Raw genomic sequence first — 19,474 nt, 5'->3', positions numbered from 1 at the left:
GACGGTGGAGAATCTCATCGGCCTGCTCGTCCTGGTGCCCCTGCTGGGCGCCGCCGTGCTCCTGTGCGGCGGACGCCGGCTGGATCGCACCGGACACTGGATCGGCACGCTGGTCGCCGCCCTGTCGTTCGTCATCGGCGCGGTGCTCTTCGCCGGCATGCTCGGCCGCGCCGGCGACGACCGCGAGATGGGCGCGACGGTCTTCAGCTGGGTGCCCGTCGGCGGCTTCCGCGCCGACGTCGGCTTCCAGCTCGACCAGCTGTCCATGACCTTCGTCCTGCTGATCACCGGCGTGGGCTCGCTGATCCATCTGTACTCGGTCGGCTACATGGCCCACGACGAGCGGCGACGGCGCTTCTTCGGCTACCTCAACCTCTTCCTCGCCGCGATGCTGCTGCTGGTCCTCGCGGACAACTACCTGCTGCTGTACGTCGGGTGGGAGGGCGTCGGCCTCGCCTCCTACCTGCTGATCGGCTTCTGGCAGCACAAGCCGAGCGCGGCCACCGCCGCCAAGAAGGCCTTCCTGGTCAACCGCGTCGGCGACGTCGGGCTGTCCATCGCCGTCATGCTGATGTTCACCACCTTCGGCACCTTCGCCTTCGGCCCGGTGCTGGAGAACGCCGACAAGGCCGGCGAGGGCAGGCTCACCGCCATCGGGCTGGTGCTGCTGCTGGCCGCCTGCGGCAAGTCGGCCCAGGTGCCGCTGCAGAGCTGGCTCGGCGACGCCATGGAGGGCCCGACCCCGGTCTCCGCCCTCATCCACGCGGCCACCATGGTGACCGCCGGCGTCTACCTGATCACCCGCTCCGGCGCGATCTTCGACGCCGCCCCCGACGCGCAGACGGCCGTGGTGACGGTCGGCGCGGTCACGCTGCTCTTCGGTGCGATCGTCGGGTGCGCGAAGGACGACATCAAAAAGGCCCTCGCCGGCTCGACCATGTCGCAGATCGGCTACATGATCCTCGCGGCCGGGCTCGGCCCCGTCGGCTACCCGTTCGCCATCATGCACCTGGTCACCCACGGCTTCTTCAAGGCCGGGCTCTTCCTCGGCGCCGGCTCGGTGATGCACGCCATGAACGACGAGGTCGACATGCGCCGCTACGGCGGCCTGCGGTCGTACATGCCCATCACCTTCGTCACCTTCGGCCTCGGCTACCTCGCCATCATCGGCTTCCCGGGCCTGTCGGGCTTCTTCTCCAAGGACAAGATCATCGAGGCGGCCTTCGCCCGCGGCGGCACCGAGGGCTGGATCCTGGGCGGCGCCGCGCTGCTGGGCGCGGCCATCACCGCGTACTACATGACGCGCGTGATGATCCTGACCTTCTTCGGCGAGAAGCGCTGGCGCCCCGCACCCTCGCCCGAGGAGCCCAGCGCCGAGCCGGCCGCCGAGACGCGCGGCCGCGGCGAGCTGCCCCACCCGCACGAGTCGCCCAAGGTCATGACGATCCCGATGATCGTGCTGGCCGTCGGCTCGGTGCTCGCGGGCGGGCTGTTCAGCATCAACGACGCCTTCCTGAAGTGGCTGCAGCCCGTCACCGGCCACGAGGAGGGCCACTCGCCGGTCACCGCCGTGCAGGTCACCGCGGCCACCCTGGTGGTGCTGTTCATCGGCGTCGCGCTCGCCTGGGCCCAGTACGGACGCGGCCCGGTGCCCGTCACCGCACCGCGCGGCAGCCTGCCGGTGCGCATCGCCCGCCGCGACCTGCTCCAGGACGACTTCAACCACGTCGTGCTCGTCCGCGGCGGGCAGCACCTCACCCGCAGCCTGGTGTACGTCGACCACAGCCTGGTCGACGGCGTCGTCAACGGCACCGCCGCCGCCGTCGGCGGGCTCTCCGGCCGGATGCGCAGGCTGCAGAACGGCTTCGCGCGGTCGTACGCGGTCTCGATGTTCGGCGGTGCGGCGGTGCTCATCGCCGCGACCCTGCTGATGAGGGCGGTCTAGAGATGTCATTTCCCCTGCTCACGGCCACCGCCGTGGTGCCCGCGCTCGGCGCGGTGGCCACCGCCGCCGTGCCGGCCGCACGGCGCACGGCCGCCAAATGGCTCGCGCTCGGCGCCTCCCTCGCCACGCTGGCGCTGGCCGCGGCGGCGCTCGTGCGCTTCGACCCCGGGGCCAAGGGCCCCTTCCAGCTCACCGAGTCCCACGCCTGGATCAAGGACTTCGGGGTCCGCTACGACCTGGGCGTCGACGGGATCTCGGTGCTGCTCATCGCCCTGACCGCGGTCCTGGTGCCGTTCGTGATCCTCGCCGGCTGGCACGACGCCGATCCTCTGGAGACGAAGTCGACGCGCTGGCGGCCCACCCAGGGCTTCTTCGCTCTGATCCTCATGGTCGAGGCCATGGTGGTCATCGCCTTCGAGGCCACCGACGTCTTCCTCTTCTACATCTTCTTCGAAGCCATGCTCGTGCCGATGTACTTCCTCATCGGCGGCTTCGGCGACCGCGCCGGCGAGCGCACCGAGGACGAGAGCGCCGCCCAGCGCTCCTACGCGGCCGTGAAGTTCCTGCTCTACAACCTCGTCGGCGGCCTGATCATGCTGGCCGCCGTCATCGGCCTGTACGCCGTCACCGCCCACCAGCTCGGCACCGGCACCTTCTCCCTGACGGAGATCGTCCAGGCCCGCGCCGACGGCCGGCTGGAGCTCGCCACCACCACCGAACGCGCCCTGTTCCTCGGCTTCTTCTTCGCCTTCGCCGTCAAGGCGCCGCTGTGGCCCCTGCACACCTGGCTGCCCAACGCCATGAGCGAGGCCACCGCCCCCGTCGCCGTGCTGATCACCGCGGTCGTCGACAAGGTCGGCACCTTCGCGATGCTGCGCTTCTGCCTCCAGCTCTTCCCCGAGGCCTCGAAGTGGGCGACGCCCGTCATCCTCGTCCTGTCGCTGATCAGCATCCTCTACGGGGCCCTGCTGGCCGTCGGGCAGCGCGACATCAAGCGCCTGATCGCCTACGCGTCGATCTCCCACTTCGGCTTCATCATCCTCGGCGTCTTCGCGATGACCAGCCAGGGCCAGAGCGGCGCGACCCTCTACATGGTCAACCACGGCCTGTCCACGGCCGCGTTGATGCTCGTCGCCGGCTTCCTCATCTCCCGCCGCGGCTCGCGCCTCATCGCCGACTACGGCGGCGTGCAGAAGGTCGCCCCGCTCCTCGCCGGCACCTTCCTCGTGGGCGGCCTGGCCACCCTGTCACTGCCCGGGCTCGCGCCGTTCGTCTCCGAATTCCTCGTCCTGGTCGGCACGTTCAGCCGCTACCCGGCCGTCGGAATCGTCGCCAGCGCGGGCATCGTGCTCGCCGCGCTGTACGTCCTCGTGCTCTACCAGCGCACGATGACCGGGCCCGTGGCCGAACCCGTACGGAAGATGCCCGACCTGCGGGCGCGCGAACTGGCCGTGGTCGCCCCGCTGATCGCGCTCCTGCTCTTCCTCGGCGTCTACCCCAAGCCCCTGACCCGGATCCTCGACCCCGCCGTCGACCACACGCTCTCGCAGGTGCACAAGAGCGACCCGGCACCCGCCATCCGCGTGAATACCAGCAGTGCGAACGATGTGGAGGCCGCGAAGTGAGCCACGCAGCATCCCTGGAGACTGTCCACAGCCTGTGGACAGTCGCGGCGGCCGAGCCGCCGCGGAAGATCCCCGCGCCGCACATCGAGTACGCGCAGCTCTCGCCCACCCTCATCGTGCTCGGCGCCGCCCTCGTCGGCGTCCTGCTGGAGGCGTTCGTGCCGCGCCGCGCCCGCCACCACGCCCAGGCCGGGCTCGCCGTGGTCGGCCTGGCCGCGGCCTTCGCCGCCGTCATCGCCCTCGCCGCCGGCGGCCACGGCACCGACAAGGCCGCCACCGCCGCCATGGGCGCCCTCGCCGTCGACGGCCCCGCGCTCTTCCTGCAGGGCACGATCCTGCTCGTCGCCCTCGTCGCCGTGCTCACCTTCGCCGAGCGCCGCCTCGACCCCGCCGCCCACGGCCGGCCCGTCGACTCCTTCGTCCCCCAGGCCGCCGCCGTCCCCGGAGGCGCCGCCGAGCGCGAGGCCGTGGCCGCCGGCCTGACCACCACCGAGGTCTTCCCCGTCCTGCTCTTCGCCGTCGGCGGCATGCTCGTCTTCCCCGCGGCGAACGACCTGCTGACCCTGTTCGTCGCCCTCGAAGTCTTCTCGCTCCCGCTGTACGTGCTGTGCGCCCTCGCCCGCCGCCAGCGGCTGCTGTCACAGGAAGCCGCCATCAAGTACTTCCTGCTGGGCGCCTTCTCCTCGGCATTCCTGCTCTTCGGCATCGCCCTGCTCTACGGCTACGCCGGCACCGTCACCTACGCCGGCATCGCCGACGTCGTCAGCGGAACCGTCCAGAGCGTCGACCCGGCGCTCGCCTCCTCCACCGGCAACGACGCGCTGCTGCTCATCGGCAGTGCGATGGTGCTGATGGGGCTGCTGTTCAAGGTCGGCGCCGTGCCGTTCCACATGTGGACGCCGGACGTCTACCAGGGCGCACCGACACCCGTCACCGGCTTCATGGCCGCCGCCACGAAGGTCGCCGCCTTCGGGGCGCTCCTGCGCGTGCTGTACGTCGTCCTGCCGGGCATGCGGTGGGACTGGCGGCCCGTGATGTGGGGCGTCGCCATCGTCACCATGCTCGTCGGCGCGATCGTGGCCGTCACCCAGACGGACGTCAAGCGGCTGCTGGCCTACTCCTCCATCGCCCACGCCGGCTTCATCCTCGCCGGCGCCATCGCCGCGACGGCGGACGGCGTCTCCTCGGTGCTCTTCTACCTGGCCGCCTATTCGTTCGTCACGCTCGGCGCGTTCGCGGTCGTCACGCTCGTACGGGACGCGGGCGGGGAGGCCACGCACCTGTCCAAGTGGGCCGGCCTCGGACGCCGTTCGCCGCTGGTCGCGGCGGTCTTCGCGGTCTTCCTGCTCGCCTTCGCCGGCATCCCGCTGACGAGCGGCTTCGCGGGGAAGTTCGCGGTGTTCAAGGCGGCGGCCCAGGGTGGGGCGGTGCCGCTGGTCATCGTCGGCGTGCTGTCGTCGGCGATCGCGGCGTTCTTCTACATCAGGGTCATCGTGCTGATGTTCTTCAGCGAACCGCGGGCGGAGGGGCCGACGGTGGCGGTGCCGAGCGTCCTGACGTCGTCGGCGATCGCGATCGGGGTGGTGGTGACGTTGCTGCTCGGGGTTGCGCCGCAGTACTTCCTGGATTTGGCGGGCCAGGCGGGCACGTTCGTGCGGTAACGCCTGCGGCGAGCTGTTCCCCAGCCCCGCCCTCTCCCCGTCTCCTAGCGGGGCTGCGCCCCCTAGCACCCCGGACCGGGCTCCGCCCGGTGTCCTCAAACGCCGGACGGGCTGCATATGCAGCCCGTCCGGCGTTTTTGAGGGTCAGCTGCGCGGCTTGGTTGGGACGGGGATGTTGATTGCCGGCTTGCCGTCGCCGCCGACCGTCTTGGTGAGGGTGTCCTCCTTGCCGGACGCCCAGGCGATCGTCAGCGACTTGCCGTCGAACTTCTTGATCGTGCCCTTGGAGTAGTCCGTGCTGCCGTCCTGGCAGTGGGTGATCTCCACCGTCACCGGCTGCGCGTTGTCGACGACCTTGCCGGTGCACGCCGTCTTGGCGCTCAGCATCACCTGGTCGCCCGCGAAGGACATGACCATCAGGCTCTGGTCGGACAGCTTGCCCTTCGACCAGCCGCCCTTGAGCTGCGCGGCGGTGACGTTGCCGGAACCGATGGGCGCCTGCGACGCCGCCGGGTCGGCGGCCGGCGCCGAGGACGCGGCGCCCGAGGGCTTCGCGGCGGGGTCCGTCTTCTTGTCGTCACTGCTCTTGGAGCAACCGGTCATCAGCACAGCGGCCACGACGGCCGCCCCCGTGATCTGTACTGCCTTGCGCACTGAGCTCTCTGCTCTCTCTCGTTCGTCCGTCGAACTGGACACGACAAATTAGCAGCGCTCGGTTCCGCTTCCGTCCCGCGCCGGGACGATACGGCCCGTGACCTCGCCCAGGCCCACGCGCGTGCCGTCCGGGCCCGGGGCCCAGGCCGTGATGGTGACGACGTCGCCGTCGGCCAGGTAGGGGCCCTTGCCGGCGGTGAGTTCGAGGAGGCAGCCGAGCTGGTCGGGTTCGGGGCCGCTGACCGTGCCGGAGGCGTAGAAGTCGCCCGTGCGCAGGGAGGCGCCGTTGACGGTCATGTGGGCCAGCTGCTGGGCGGCCGTCCAGTACATGGCGGAGAACGGCGGGCGGGAGACGACCTCGCCGTTGATCGTCACTTCGAGGCGCAGGTCGATGCCGCCGGGCTCGGCGGTCGAGTCGTCCAGGTAGGGCAGCAGGGCGTGGGTGCGCTCCGGCGGCGCCGTGCGGGCGGCGTCGAGGGCTTCGAGGGGGGTGATCCAGGCGGAGACGGAGGTGGCGAAGGACTTGCCGAGGAAGGGGCCCAGCGGCACGTACTCCCAGGCCTGGATGTCGCGGGCGGACCAGTCGTTGACCAGGCACACGCCGAAGACGTGGTCACGGAAGCCGTCCAGCGTGACGGGCGTGTTCTCCGGGGCGGGGGTGCCGACGACGAAGCCGACCTCGGCCTCGATGTCCAGGCGCAGGGAGGGCCCGAAGGTGGGCGCCTCGTCGGCGGGGGCCTTGCGCTGGCCCTGGGGGCGCACGACGTCGGTGCCGGAGACGACGATCGTGCCGGCGCGCCCGTGGTAGCCGATGGGCAGGTGCTTCCAGTTGGGGGTCAGGGGTTCGGCGCCGGGGCGGAAGATGCGGCCGACGTTGGAGGCGTGGTGCTCGCTGGCGTAGAAGTCGACGTAGTCGGCGACCTCGAAGGGGAGGTGGAGGGTCACCTCGTCCAGCGGGTGGAAGTGGTCCTCGGAGCCGTCGAGCCAGGTGCGGATCTCGGCGCGCACCGCCTGCCAGGTGGGCCGGCCGGCGGCCATGAGGGCGTTCAGCGTGGGCCGGGCGAGCAGGGGCGCGTGGGGCGAGCCGTGCGCGGCGGCCGCGGCGGCGGCGTCCAGGACGTACGCGCCGTAGCGCACGCCCACGCGGGGGCGGTCGGGGGCGTCGGGGGTGGTGAAGATGCCGTACGGGAGCGCGGCCGCGCCGAAGGGGTCGCCTTCGGGCAGGTCGCGGGGGCTGTGCTGGGGCATGGGAGGCTGCCTCGCCTTCGTCCTGGACAGTCCAACGGTCACGCCAGATTACGTGCTGTCAGCACGCGGGCAAGTGTTCGCAGGGATCACTCGGCGGTTGTTCCGACACGTGTCCGACCGCTGGCTAAAGGGAGGGCAATGTCCGGTAACTCCTTGTGGGAGCCGTCGATTCCGAAGTAGCGTCCTAAGTCGGGTCACACACAGTGGGGGGCCGCTGAGGCTGGGTGGCCGAGGGGGGTGCTGGTGGCGAGCAGGATCGCGCCCGTGGCGGCGGACCGGTCCGTACCCGGGCTGATTGTGAAGATCGGCGACTATCCCCTGCACCATGGCGGCGTCGGTGCCATCCGCAGCCTGGGCAGGTTGGGCGTGCCGATGTACGCCATCACCGAGGACAGATGGACCCCCGCCGCGCTCTCGCGCTACCTGCAGCGGTGCTTCGTGTGGCCGACGACGGGTACGGAGCGGCCCGAGGAGCTGGTGGCCGGGCTGCTGCGGATCGGCCGGCGGATCGGCCGGCCCACCGTGCTGGTGCCCACGGACGAGGAGGCGGCGGTGCTCATCGCCGAGCACGCGGACGCCCTCGCCGGCCCGTTCCTCTTCCCGCCCGTCGAGCCCGCCCTGCCGCGCCGGCTGGCCAGCAAGCAGGGCCTGTACGAGCTGTGCACCGAGCACGGGGTGCCGGCCCCCGCGACGCTCTTCCCGGCCTCGTACGAGGAGATCGAGAAGTACGCCTCGGAGGCGGCCTTCCCCGTCGTGGCCAAGAACCGCGAGGCGTTCGAGCGGCGCCGGCACCCGGCGGTGCACGGCACGACCCGCATCGGCGGCCCGCGGGAGCTGCTGGACCTGGCCCGCGGCTGGGGCCCGGCCCCCGGGGTGATCCTCCAGGAGTACTTGCCGCGCGAGGAGGCCGAGGACTGGATCGTCCACGCCTACTTCGACGCCGATTCCACCCCGCTGGCGATGTTCACCGGCGTGAAGGTGCGCTCCTGGCCGCCGCACGCGGGCATGACGGCCAACGCCTACGTCGTCGACAACCCGGAACTGGCGGCGATGGCCGCGCAATTCATCAAGCAGATCGGCTTCTGCGGGATCATCGACCTGGACTGGCGCTTCGACCGCCGCGACGGGCAGTACAAGCTGCTGGACTTCAACCCCCGGATGGGCGCGCAGTTCCGCCTGTTCGAGAACGAGGCGGGCATCGACGTCGTCCGGGCCCTGCACCTGGACCTGACCGGGCGGGCGGTGCCGGAGGCCGAGCAGCTGACCGGCCGCCGGTTCGTCGTGGAGAACATCGACCTGCCCGCCCTCGCCGCCTACCGCCGCAGCGGCTACACCACCCCGCACGCCCCGGCCCGGGCGAGCGGCACGGAGCTGGCGTGGGTGGCGCGCGACGACATGAAGCCGTTCTTCACGATGCTGGCGCGGTTCGTCCGGCCGGGCATGCGCCACCTGTGGCAGCTGTGGCGCTCCCGGCGCCGGGCCGCGGTCGCGGCGGCGGGATGACGGCGGTCACCGCCGCGGGCCCCGCGGGCCCGCACCCGTCCACCGGGCCGGGACGACGACCGGCCGCACGTGTCGCGATATGCGCTGCGCGACGTCCCGCGGGGCGCCCGGGCAGACGTCCCGGGAGATGCCCGAGACGTCCCGCGAGATGCCCCGGGAGCGCCGCGGCCGGCTCCCCCGGCCCCGCCGGTGGCTGACAGCGACCCGGCGGCCCCTGCCACCACCAGTCCACCCGTCCGTGCAGCCCGTCCCGTCTGCCCGGACACGTCCTGACCACGTCCCGAACAAGTCCTGAGCAAGTCCTGAGCAAGTCCGTCCGACGCGAACCATCGTGTGCCCTGGGAGGGGACCCGTGACACTTCCCGTAGCCGTCATCGGGGCCGGACCGTACGGCCTCTCGACCGCCGCCCACCTCAAAGCCCGGGCCGTGCCCACCCGCGTCTTCGGCGCGCCCATGGTGAGCTGGCGCGAGAACATGCCCGCCGGGATGCTGCTGAAGTCGACCCCCAGCGCCTCCGACATCGACGCCCCGCAGCCCGGCCACACCCTCTTCGACTACTGCCAGGACGTGGGGGAGCGGCGGCGCTTCGAGTCCGACTGGGACATCATCCCCGTCGAGACCTTCGCCGCCTACGGCCTGTGGTTCCAGCAGCGTCTGGTGCCCCAGCTGGAGAAGGAGCGCGTGGTCTCCGTCGACCGCCGCGGCTCCGGCGGCTTCGAGATCAAGCTGGACTCCGGTGAGCAGTTCGCCGCCCGGGCCGTGGTCGTCGCCACCGGCCTGACCAACCTCGCCCAGCTGCCGCCGGAGCTGGCCGCCGCCGTGCCGGCGGGCCCGTCCGCGACCGGGCCGATCTCGCACAGCTCCCAGCACCGCGACCTCGCGGGCTTCGCCGGCAAGCACGTGGTGGTCGTCGGCGCCGGCCAGTCGGCGCTGGAGAGCGCCGTGCTGCTGGCCGAGGCGGGCGCGGCGTCCGTGCGCGTGCTGGCCCGGCGCCGGGGCGCCGTGCGCTTCGGTGCGGCGCCCGACGGGCAGCCGCTGTTCAAGCCCGACACGCCCTTCGGCCGGGCCTGGTCGCTGTACGCGTTCTCGTACCACGCCGACGGCTTCCGCATGCTGCCCGCGCCCACCCGGCAGTACCTGGTGCGCCGGGTGCTCGGCCCGCTGGGCGCCTGGTGGCTGCGGGAGCGGTTCATCGGCAAGGTGCAGGTCACCGAGGGCAAGCGCGTCCTGCGCGCCCGCGTGGAGGCGGGGCGGCCGGTGCTCACCCTCGGTGGCGACGGCGGGGGCACCGAGAGCGAGCTGCGCGCCGACCACGTCATCGCCGCCACCGGCTACCGGATGGACGTGGCCGCCCTGGACTTCCTGGGCACCGGCCTGCGCACCCGGCTCGCGGTGAGCGCGGGCGGGCCCCGGCTCGGCGCCGGCTACCACTCCTCGGTGCCGGGCCTGTTCTTCACCGGCCTGCCGGCCGCCGCCAGCTACGGCCCGGTGATGCGGTTCGTGTGCGGTACGGAGTACGCCTCGCCGCGGCTGGCGAGGGCGGTGGCAGCGCTGTAGTACCGGGGGTACACGAGGGGAACGCGAGGGAAGGGGGCAGTCGTCACGCCCCGCTGGGACGACTGCCCACACCCCTACGGGGAGTGATCGACTGTCGACCGGATACGCTGACTTTTGGTGGAGACAGCGACACATCGACAATCCCCGTGTTCGCAGGCAGACAGGAGTACCCCTCGTGACCGTCGTCGAGCCTTTTGGGCTGAACGTGCGGGACCAGGCTCTTGAAGCCGATGTCCAGGCCGGGTTGGCCGCTGTCGAGGAGGGCCTCCTGGAGGCCACCAAGAGCGGGGTGCCCTTCATCACCGAGGCGGCCCAGCACCTGGTCAAGGCCGGCGGCAAGCGGTTCCGTCCGCTGCTGGTGATGCTGGCCGCCCAGTTCGGCGACCCGTACGCGCCCCGGGTGGTGCCCTCGGCCGTCGTCGTCGAGCTCACCCACCTCGCCACGCTCTACCACGACGACGTCATGGACGAGGCCGACGTGCGGCGCGGGGTGCCCAGCGCCAACGCCCGCTGGGGCAACTCCGTGGCCGTCCTCACCGGCGACTTCCTCTTCTCCCGCGCCTCGCGGATACTCGCCGACCTGGGCCCGGAGGCCGTGCGCATCCAGGCCGAGGCCTTCGAGCGCCTGGTCACCGGCCAGATCCTGGAGACCGCGGGCCCGCGCGACGGCCGCGACCCCATCGAGCACTACCTCGACGTGCTGGCCGGCAAGACCGGCTCGCTGATCGCCGTCTCCGGCCGCTACGGCGCCATGATGTCCGGTGCCGACGAGCGCGTCGTGGAGATCCTCACCCACTACGGCGAGCGCCTGGGCATCGCCTTCCAGCTCGCCGACGACGTCCTGGACATCGCCAGCGACTCCCACGAGTCCGGCAAGACGCCGGGCACGGACCTGCGCGAGGGCATCGCCACCCTCCCGGTGCTGCACCTGCGCGCCCGCGCCGAGGCCACCGGCGCCCCCGAGGACCTCGAGCTGTGCGAGCTGCTCGCGGGCGACCTCACCGACGACGCCCGGCACGCGGAGGTGCTGCGCCGGCTGCGCGTCCACCCGGCCCTGGAGCAGGCCCGGCGCGACACCGTCCGCTACGCCCAGGAGGCCCGCGCGACGCTGGCGCCGCTGCCCGACTGCGCGGCCAAGGCGGCGCTGGAGGACCTGTGCGACGCGGTGGTCCACCGGGCCGGCTGAGGCGTACGCGGCTCCGCCCCCCGGCCGGTGCGCCCTTACGGGTCGTCATACCGCAGGCGTACGACGACCTGATCCCGTCGGCTGACGACTGGACGCGGTCCCTTTGATGCAATTGAAGGGTCTTCCCGAGCGTCTTCCCGAGCGGTCGGTCACACGACGGAGGTAGAGCAATGGCAGGGATCCACCCGGCACCCGGCACCGACGGTACGGACGGGGCCGAGGCGTCCGCCGCCGGCGCCCGCCGGCGGCGCAAGGCGGTCCGCTACGCGGTCCCGGTCGCGGTGGCCGGTGTCGCCGCCGCCACCATCGGCATCGGCTCCGCGCTCGCCAGCACCGGCGACCCGGACCTGCCGAAGATCAGCGCGCAGGACCTCATAGCCAAGATGGCCGCTTCCGACACCCAGCGCATGTCCGGCACGGTCAAGATCAGCACCGACCTGGGGCTGCCCTCCCTGCCCGGCGGCGCCTCCCTGGGCGACCTCGGCGGCAAGAGCGCCGGCGGCAAGGGCGGCGGGGACGCCTCCCCGCAGGCCAGGCTCACCGAGCTGGCCGCCGGCACCCACACGCTGCGCATCGCCGTCGACGGCCCGGACAAGCAGCGGCTGTCCATCGTCGAGTCCGCCGCCGAGTACAGCGTCGTCCACAACGCCGGCGAGGTCTGGGCGTACGACAGCGCCAGCAACACCGCGTACCACGCCAAGGCCCCGCAGGACGCGAGGAAGCCCGGCCACAAGGCCCCGTCGGACGCCGCCGCGGTCTCCCCGCAGGAGCTCGCCAGGAAGGTCCTCGCCGCGGCCGACGGCACCACCGCGATCACCGTCGACGGCACGGCCAAGGTGGCGGGCCGCGACACCTACCAGCTGGCGGTCAAGCCCAAGCAGGGCGACTCCACCGTCGAGGCCGTGCGCATCGCCGTGGACGCGAAGACCGGCGTGCCGCTGAAGTTCACCCTCGCCCCGAAGGGCGGCGGCAAGGCGGTCGTCGACGCGGCCTTCACCAAGGTCGACTTCGGGGCCCCGGCCGCCGGCACGTTCGCCTTCACCCCGCCCAAGGGCGCCAAGGTGACCGAGGGCGACGCCAAGGACGCCGCCGGCCGCCACGACAAGGCCCTGCCCGAGCTGCCCGGCATGCCCGACCTCGGGGGCACGGAGGGTGCCGAGGGCGGCCGGAGCACGGTCCTCGGCAAGGGCTGGGGCTCGATCGTGCGCATCGACGCCGGCAAGGACGCGGCCACGCAGGCCAAGGCCGCCCAGGCCAAGAAGGACGCCGGCAAGAACGGCAAGAACGGCGAGGACGCCCAGGCCCTGCTCGACAGCTTCGGCACCAAGGTCTCCGGCGACTTCGGCACCGGGCGCCTGTTCAGCACCCGCATCGTCAACGTCCTCATGACCGACGACGGCAAGGTCTACGCCGGCGCCGTCACCAAGGACGCCCTGGTCAAGGCCGCCAGCACCACCAAGTGAGCGACAGGGGAGGGACGACCGTGCAGGAGCCGGCCGCCGGCGCCGGCGACCCCGTGATCGAGACGCACGGGCTCGCCAAGCGCTACCGCGGCGGCCGGCTCGCCGTCGACGGCCTCGACCTCGTCGTGCCGCGCGGCAGCGTCTTCGGCTTCCTCGGGCCCAACGGCTCGGGGAAGACCACCACCATCCGGATGCTCATGGGCCTCATCGAGCCCACCTCCGGCACCGCCCGCGTGCTCGGCGAGGAGATGCCGCGCGCCGTGCGCCGGGTGCTGCCCAAGGTGGGCGCCCTCATCGAGGGCCCCGCCCTGTACGGCTTCCTCTCCGGCCGCGACAACCTCGTACGCCTCGACGCCGCCGACCCGGCCGCCGACCCCCGCACCCGGGCCGCCCGCGTCGGCGCCGCCCTCGACCGCGTCGGGCTCGGCGCGGCCGCGGGCCGCAAGGCCCGCGCGTACTCCCTCGGCATGAAGCAGCGCCTCGGCCTGGCCGCCGCCCTGCTGCAGCCCCGCGAGCTCCTCGTCCTCGACGAGCCCACCAACGGCCTCGACCCGCAGGGCATGCGCGAGATCCGCTCCCTGGTGCGCTCCCTGGCCGCCGAGGGCACCACCGTCTTCCTCTCCTCCCACCTCCTCGACGAGATCGAGCAGGTCTGCACCCACGTGGCCGTCATGGCCCGCGGCCGCCTGCTCACCCAGGGCACGGTCGCCGAGCTCGCCGCCTCCGCCCGGGGCCGGCTGGCCGTCACCACCCCCGACACGGCCGAGGCCGTGCGCGTACTGAAGGAGCACGGCGTGCACGACCTCACGGTCACCGGCGACCGCGTCACCGGGGAGCCCCCGGCCGGCCTCGCCGAGCCCGCCGACCTCGTCGCCGCCCTCGTCCGCGCCGGCGTGCGCGTACGGGCCTTCGGCGCCGAGCGGGCCTCGCTGGAGGACGCGTTCGTCGCCCTGACCGGGGAGGGATTCGATGTCGCGGGCTGACCTCTCGCTGCTGGGCAACGAGGTGACCACGACCTTCCGGCGGTGGCGCACCCTCGCCCTGCTCGGCGTCCTCGCGGCCGTACCGGTGCTGGTGGGCATCGCCGTGCGGATCGAGACCGCCGACGGCGGGCGCGCCGGGCACGGCGGGGGCGGGCCGGCCTTCATCAGCCAGGTCACGAACAACGGCCTCTTCCTCGTCTTCACCTCGCTCGCCGTGACCCTGCCGTTCTTCCTGCCCATGGCCATCGGCGTCGTCGCAGGCGACGCGGTGGCCGGCGAGGCCGGACCGGGCACGCTGCGGTACCTGCTGGTCGCCCCGGCCGGGCGCACCCGGCTGCTGCTGGTGAAGTTCGCGACGACCGTCCTGTTCTGCGGCGCCGCGACCCTCGTCGTCGCGCTCTCCGCGCTGGCGGTGGGGGCCGTGCTCTTCCCGCTGGGGGAGGTCACGCTGATCAGCGGCACGACCGTGTCGTTCGGGGAGGGGCTGCTGCGGGCCCTGGCGATCGCGGGCGTGGTGGCGCTGTCGCTGGTGGGGCTGGCGGCGCTGGGCCTGTTCGTCTCCACGCTGACCGACAGCGGCATCGCGGCGATGGCCACGACGGTGGGCCTGCTGATCACCGTCCAGATCCTCGACCAGTTCCCGCAGGTGGGCGCGGTGCGGGCGTATCTCTTCCCGCACTACTGGCTGAGCTTCGCGGATCTGCTGCGGCAGCCGGTGTACTGGGACGAGGTGCTGCGCAACATGGGGCTGCAGGGGCTGTACGCGGCGGTCTTCGGCTCGGCGGCGTGGGCGCGGTTCACCTCCCGTGACGTGACGGCGTAGCGGGGCGCCTGCGGCGGGCCCTTCCGGGCCCAGGACCAAACTGCACCCCACTGGGCCGTCTGGCCTTGCGCGTGCCCGGGCACCCGTCTCCTATGGCCATGCCCGTCCGCGACCGTCCCGCGTACCGGATCAAGCGGTTCCTGCTCGGTCCGCCGCTCGTCACCGGGCGGCTGTCCCGGGAGAAGCTGTCCAACCCCCTGGCGCTCGGCGTCCTCGCCTCCGACTGCATGTCGTCGACCGCGTACGGCCCCGAGGAGATGCTGCGCATCCTCGTGCCCGTCGCGGGGACGGCCGCCTTCACGCTCATCCTGCCCGTCACGGGCGCGATCCTGTTCGTCCTCCTGCTGCTCACCCTCTCCTACCGCGACGTCGTCTCCGTCTACACCCGCGCCGGCGGCTCCTACGTCGTCGCCCGCGAAAACTTCGGGCCGCGCATCGCGCAGATCGCCGCGGTCGCGCTGCTGGTCGACTACATCGTCACCGTCGCCGTGCAGACGGCCGCCGGCACCGACGCGCTGGTCTCCCTCGCGCACCTGACCGGCGACGGCTACACGGGCATCGACCACCTCAAGCTGCCGATCACCGCGGGCATCGTCGTGCTGCTCATGTACGGCAACCTGCGCGGCCTGCGCGAGGCCGGGCGCACCTTCGCCGCGCCCGCGTACCTGTTCATGCTCGCCATCGCCCTGGTGCTGTGCGTCGGCCTGGTGCGGGCCGTGGCCGGCAGCGGTCTGCCGCACGCGGACGTGCACGCGGCCGGGGCCGTGCCGCTGGGCACGGGCAACGGCTGGCTGTACGGCGCGACGCTGTTCATGGTGCTGCGCGCCTTCGCCAACGGCGGTTCGTCGCTGACGGGCCTGGAGGCGATCTCCAACAGCGTCTCCGCCTTCCGCCACCCCGAGGGCGTCAACGCCCGCCGCACGCTCACCACGATGAGCTGCATCCTGGGCGCGATGGTCTTCGGCGTCTCGCTGCTGGCCCACTACACGCACGCCATTCCCTACGAGGACGGCAACCCCACCGTCCTGGCCCAGGAGGCCCACCTGGTCTTCGGCGACGGCTGGGCGGGCACGGCAGGGCTGGTGTTCGTGCAGCTGGCGACCGCCCTGATCCTCTACACCGGCGCCAACACGCCCTTCACCGGCTTCCCCTTCCTCGCCAGCTTCGTCGCCGAGGACCGCTTCCTGCCCCGGCAGCTGACCCGCCGCGGCCACCGGCTGGCCTTCTCCAACGGCATCATCTGCCTGACCGTCGTCTCGCTGGCGCTGCTGCTGGTGACGGGCGCGAACGTCGACAAGCTGGTGGCGCTGTACGCCATCGGCGTCTTCACCGGCTTCACGATGGCCGCCGCCGGCATGACGGCCCACCACTGGCGGGAGCGCAGCGGCCCCGCGCACTGGAAGACGGTGGCGAACCTGCTGGCCGCCGTCGTCTCGGCGGCGGTCGTGGTCATCTTCGCGATCACGAAGTTCACCGAGGGCGCCTGGCTGGTGGTCGTGGTCTTCCCGCTGGGCGTGTGGGCGCTGATCCGCATCAACCGCCAGTACCGGCAGGAGGCCGCGGCGCTGGAGAACGTCCCGGCCTTCACCACCGACCGGCCCCGCTGGCGGCGCCACGTCGTGCACGTCCTCGTCGACAGCCTCGACCTGGCCACGATCAAGGCGCTGCGCTACGCCCACGAGCTGCACCCGGACGAGGTGCGGGCCGTGCACTTCGTCATCGACGCGGAACGGGCGCGCCGGCTGACTGAGCGCTGGGACCGCTCCAGCGGCACCACCGTCCCCCTGGAGCTCGTCGACTGCCCCGACCGCCGGCTGCGGCACGCGGTTGCCGACCACGCGGCCCGTACGACGGCGGACGCCACGACGGCCCTGACGCTGCTGGTGCCCCGGCGCACGTACTCCACCCCGCTGGGCCGGCTGCTGCACCGGGGCACGGCCGAGGAGCTCGCCCGCGTCCTGGAGCAGCTGCCCAACGTGGCCGTGACGATCCTGCCGTTCGACGTGACGCGGGCCATCGAGCAGCAGCACGCCCACGCCGGGCAGGGGGAGACACAGGGGGAGGGGAGCACGGGCGGGACGGACGGGTCATGACCGTCATGCGATACGCACATGCACACCACCGGCCGGGCGGACTACCGTCGCATGGTCGACGTCACCGAGAACGGGGGCCGCCATGCCGTCCACACCGCCCGCCCCGCCCCGGCCGCAGCGCAGCGAGAGCCGCACCGGCCTGCTGTGCGGCGTCGCCGCCTACGGCATCTGGGGCCTCTTCCCGTTGTACTGGCCGCTCCTCGAACCCGCCGGGGCGGTCGAGATCCTCGCCCACCGCATGGTGTGGTCCCTGGTCACCGTCGCCGTCGTGCTCGCCGTCACCCGCCGGTGGCAGTGGATACGCCCGCTGCTGCGGCAGCCCAAACGCCTGGCCGTGGCGGCGCTCGGCGCCGCCGTGATCTCCGTCAACTGGTGGGTCTACATCTGGGCCGTGAACTCCGGGCACGTCGTCGAGACGTCGCTCGGCTACTTCGTCAACCCGCTCGCCACCATCGCTCTCGGCGTCCTCGTCCTGCGCGAGCGGCTGCGCAGGGCGCAGTGGGTGGCCGTCGGGGCCGGCGCGGTGGCGGTGGCGGTGCTCACCATCGGGTACGGCAAGCCGCCGTGGATCGCGCTGACGATCGCGGCGACCTTCAGCACGTACAGCCTGGTGAAGAAGAAGGTGGGCCTGGGCGGGCTGGAGTCGATGGCCGTGGAGACGGCCGTGCAGTTCCTGCCGGCGCTCGGCGTGCTGCTGTTCCTGGGGGGCCGGGGGGAGTCGACGTTCACCTCCGAGGGCGCCGGGCACGCGCTGCTGCTGATGGGCACCGGTGTGATCACCGCGGTGCCGCTGGTCTCCTTCGGCGCGGCGGCCGTGCGGCTGCCGCTGTCGGTGATCGGCATGCTGCAGTACCTCGCGCCGGTCTTCCAGTTCACGCTCGGGCTGGTGGTCTTCCACGAGGCGATGCCGCCCGAGCGGTGGGCGGGCTTCGCGCTGGTGTGGGTGGCGCTGGCGGTGCTCACGGGGGACGCGCTGCGTACGGCCCGTCACGCGCGGGTGCAGGTGCAAACGGCCCGGAGCCGGGCGGCCGTTGGTAACACAGAAAAAACAATTGCCCCGCAGGACACGGAAACCACAGCTCAGCGGGGGTGAACGGGCGCCCGGTATCCGGAAACCGGTGATCGGTGTCCTGAACCCGCTCTTGACGCTACGTCAGGTGCACCTCAGCATCATGGCCACGTCAAACAGAGTTGGGAGCCCCCCATGCCCCTCCACGGACCAACCCTGCGCACGGCGCCGCGAAGATCACGCGGTGCCGTTCTCCTCGCCGCCGGCGCGGCCGCAACCGCCGCGCTGCTCGGCGCCTCCTCCGTCCCGGCGACCGCGGCACCCACCACCGCGACCGCCGGGCGGAACGGGGCGAGTGCACCCGCGGCCCCCGACATATCCGTCGCCAACGTCAAGGCGCACCTGAACCAGCTGCAGTCCATAGCCAACGCCAACGGCGGCAACCGCGCCCACGGGCGCAGCGGCTACAAGGCGTCCCTCGACTACGTCAAGGGCAAGCTGGACGCGGCCGGCTTCACCACCAGCGTCCAGCAGTTCACCTCCAGCGGCGCCACCGGCTACAACCTCGTCGCCGACTGGCCCGGCGGCGACCCCAACCACGTGATCTTCGCCGGCGCCCACCTCGACTCCGTCGGCCGCGGCCCCGGCATCAACGACAACGGCTCCGGCACCGCCGGCATCCTCGAAGTCGCCCTGACCGTCGCCAAGCAGGGCTACAAGCCCGACAAGCACCTGCGGTTCGCCTGGTGGGGAGCCGAGGAACTGGGCCTGGTCGGCTCGCAGAACTACGTACGCCAGCTCCCCGCCGCCGAACGCGGCAAGATCGACGCGTACCTGAACTTCGACATGATCGGCTCGCCCAACCCCGGCTACTTCGTCTACGACGACGACCCGCAGCTCGAAGGCGTCTTCAAGGACTTCTTCGCCACCCGCAAGATCCCCACCGAGATCGAGACCGAGGGCGACGGCCGCTCCGACCACGCCCCCTTCAAGAACGCCGGCGTGCGGGTCGGCGGCCTCTTCAGCGGCGCCGACTACACCAAGACCGCCGCCCAGGCCCAGAAGTGGGGCGGCACCGCGGGCCAGGCCTTCGACCGCTGCTACCACCAGTCGTGCGACACCATCGCCAACATCGACGACACCGCCCTCGACAACAACAGCGACGCCATCGCCTACGGGCTGTGGACCCTGAGCGGCGGCTCCACGACGCCGCCGAGCGGCGGCAAGGTCTTCGAGAGCACGACGACCGTCGACATCCCCGACGCGGGGCCGGCGGTGGACTCCCCGCTCACCGTCTCGGGCCTGACCGGCAACGCGCCCTCCGCCCTCAAGGTCGGCGTCGACATCAAGCACAGCTACCGCGGCGACCTGGTGATCGACCTGGTCGGACCGAGCGGGCGCACGTACCGGCTGAAGTCCTCCAGCGCGAACGACTCGGGCGCGGACGTCGTGGCGACGTACACGGTCGACGCGTCGTCGGAGACGGCGAACGGCGTCTGGAAGCTGCGCGTGCAGGACGTGGCGGCGCAGGACGACGGCTACGTGGCGGGCTGGAAGCTCACGTTCTGACGCGGCCCTGCGGGCGGCCGAGCCCCCACCCCGCCCTTTCTCCGTTTCCCAGGGGGCTGCGCCCCCTCGCACCCCCGGACCGGGCTTCGCCCGGTGGCCTCAAACGCCGGCCGGGCTGACATCCGTCAGCCCGGCCGGCGGGGTTTCGGGGTGC

General features: G+C 72.3%; 14 protein-coding genes. 12 read left to right on the top strand and 2 right to left on the bottom strand.

Annotated elements, in window-relative coordinates; all coding sequences use genetic code 11:
• The first annotated feature begins 4 nt into the window (after positions 1-4).
• Genes nuoL through nuoN form a run of 3 tightly spaced genes read left to right on the top strand, consistent with a single transcriptional unit; the run spans position 5 to position 5,231 of the window.
• Positions 5-1,945 (top strand): NADH-quinone oxidoreductase subunit L, encoded by a 1,941-nt coding sequence (gene nuoL / locus ABD361_RS13360; protein WP_344435287.1) that lies wholly within the window; start codon positions 5-7, stop codon positions 1,943-1,945.
• Positions 1,946-1,947: 2 nt separating this feature from the next.
• Positions 1,948-3,570: an NADH-quinone oxidoreductase subunit M gene (locus ABD361_RS13355; RefSeq protein WP_344435285.1), complete on the top strand. Its 1,623-nt coding sequence runs from the start codon at positions 1,948-1,950 to the stop codon at positions 3,568-3,570.
• Positions 3,567-5,231 carry an NADH-quinone oxidoreductase subunit NuoN gene (gene nuoN, locus ABD361_RS13350; protein ID WP_344435284.1) on the top strand — a complete coding sequence of 555 codons (1,665 nt, stop codon included), beginning with the start codon at positions 3,567-3,569 and terminating at the stop codon, positions 5,229-5,231. The genes ABD361_RS13355 and nuoN overlap by 4 nt, the downstream gene beginning before the upstream one ends.
• A 144-nt stretch (positions 5,232-5,375) precedes the next feature.
• Here the strand turns inward: nuoN and ABD361_RS13345 are convergent, their stop codons facing one another.
• Entirely contained in the window at positions 5,376-5,885 is a 510-nt protein-coding gene (locus tag ABD361_RS13345) for a hypothetical protein (RefSeq protein ID WP_344435283.1), read from the bottom strand.
• 48 nt (positions 5,886-5,933) lie between these two features.
• Positions 5,934-7,133: a fumarylacetoacetase gene (gene fahA, locus ABD361_RS13340; protein WP_344435281.1), complete on the bottom strand. Its 1,200-nt coding sequence runs from the start codon at positions 7,131-7,133 to the stop codon at positions 5,934-5,936.
• A 243-nt stretch (positions 7,134-7,376) separates the two neighbouring features.
• Here fahA and ABD361_RS13335 point away from each other — a divergent pair, with 243 nt between their 5' ends.
• From ABD361_RS13335 to ABD361_RS13295, 9 genes are all read left to right on the top strand, one after another.
• Positions 7,377-8,636, top strand: a complete 1,260-nt coding sequence (locus tag ABD361_RS13335; RefSeq protein ID WP_344435279.1) for a carboxylate--amine ligase — start codon at positions 7,377-7,379, stop codon at positions 8,634-8,636.
• Between the two features lie 352 nt (positions 8,637-8,988).
• Entirely contained in the window at positions 8,989-10,194 is a 1,206-nt protein-coding gene (locus ABD361_RS13330) for an FAD-dependent oxidoreductase (RefSeq protein WP_344435278.1), read from the top strand.
• Between the two features lie 175 nt (positions 10,195-10,369).
• A complete protein-coding gene (locus ABD361_RS13325; RefSeq protein ID WP_344435277.1) occupies positions 10,370-11,380 on the top strand; it encodes a polyprenyl synthetase family protein in 1,011 nt (336 codons plus the stop codon).
• Between the two features lie 170 nt (positions 11,381-11,550).
• Positions 11,551-12,843: a LolA family protein gene (locus tag ABD361_RS13320; protein WP_344435276.1), complete on the top strand. Its 1,293-nt coding sequence runs from the start codon at positions 11,551-11,553 to the stop codon at positions 12,841-12,843.
• Entirely contained in the window at positions 12,840-13,826 is a 987-nt protein-coding gene (locus tag ABD361_RS13315) for an ABC transporter ATP-binding protein (RefSeq protein WP_425583205.1), read from the top strand. Before ABD361_RS13320 ends, ABD361_RS13315 begins: the two co-directional genes overlap by 4 nt.
• Positions 13,813-14,649 carry an ABC transporter permease gene (locus tag ABD361_RS13310; protein WP_344435275.1) on the top strand — a complete coding sequence of 279 codons (837 nt, stop codon included), beginning with the start codon at positions 13,813-13,815 and terminating at the stop codon, positions 14,647-14,649. Before ABD361_RS13315 ends, ABD361_RS13310 begins: the two co-directional genes overlap by 14 nt.
• Before the next feature lie 98 nt (positions 14,650-14,747).
• A complete protein-coding gene (locus ABD361_RS13305) occupies positions 14,748-16,742 on the top strand; it encodes an APC family permease (RefSeq protein ID WP_425583204.1) in 1,995 nt (664 codons plus the stop codon).
• An 82-nt stretch (positions 16,743-16,824) separates the two neighbouring features.
• Positions 16,825-17,835: an EamA family transporter RarD gene (gene rarD / locus ABD361_RS13300; protein WP_344435273.1), complete on the top strand. Its 1,011-nt coding sequence runs from the start codon at positions 16,825-16,827 to the stop codon at positions 17,833-17,835.
• Positions 17,836-17,946: 111 nt separating this feature from the next.
• The gene (locus tag ABD361_RS13295; protein WP_344435272.1) at positions 17,947-19,320 is read left to right on the top strand and encodes a M20/M25/M40 family metallo-hydrolase; all 1,374 of its coding nucleotides are present in this window, start codon (positions 17,947-17,949) and stop codon (positions 19,318-19,320) included.
• The last annotated feature ends 154 nt before the right edge of the window (positions 19,321-19,474 follow it).

This window comes from Streptomyces luteosporeus, from assembly GCF_039532865.1.
Lineage (GTDB): Bacteria > Actinomycetota > Actinomycetes > Streptomycetales > Streptomycetaceae > Streptomyces > Streptomyces luteosporeus.
The sequence above is the reverse complement of the archived record's forward strand: the minus strand, read 5'-3'. Positions and strand labels throughout refer to the sequence as shown.

Bases quoted from the DNA above. Each gene is read 5' to 3' on its own strand.
- ABD361_RS13295 (WP_344435272.1), top strand. From the start codon at position 17,947: ATGCCCCTCCACGGACCAACCCTGCGCACGGCGCCGCGAAGATCACGC.
- ABD361_RS13310 (WP_344435275.1), top strand. From the start codon at position 13,813: ATGTCGCGGGCTGACCTCTCGCTGCTGGGCAACGAGGTGACCACGACC.
- ABD361_RS13355 (WP_344435285.1), top strand. From the start codon at position 1,948: ATGTCATTTCCCCTGCTCACGGCCACCGCCGTGGTGCCCGCGCTCGGC.
- ABD361_RS13305 (WP_425583204.1), top strand. From the start codon at position 14,748: ATGCCCGTCCGCGACCGTCCCGCGTACCGGATCAAGCGGTTCCTGCTC.
- fahA (WP_344435281.1), bottom strand. From the start codon at position 7,133: ATGCCCCAGCACAGCCCCCGCGACCTGCCCGAAGGCGACCCCTTCGGC.
- ABD361_RS13320 (WP_344435276.1), top strand. From the start codon at position 11,551: ATGGCAGGGATCCACCCGGCACCCGGCACCGACGGTACGGACGGGGCC.
- rarD (WP_344435273.1), top strand. From the start codon at position 16,825: ATGCCGTCCACACCGCCCGCCCCGCCCCGGCCGCAGCGCAGCGAGAGC.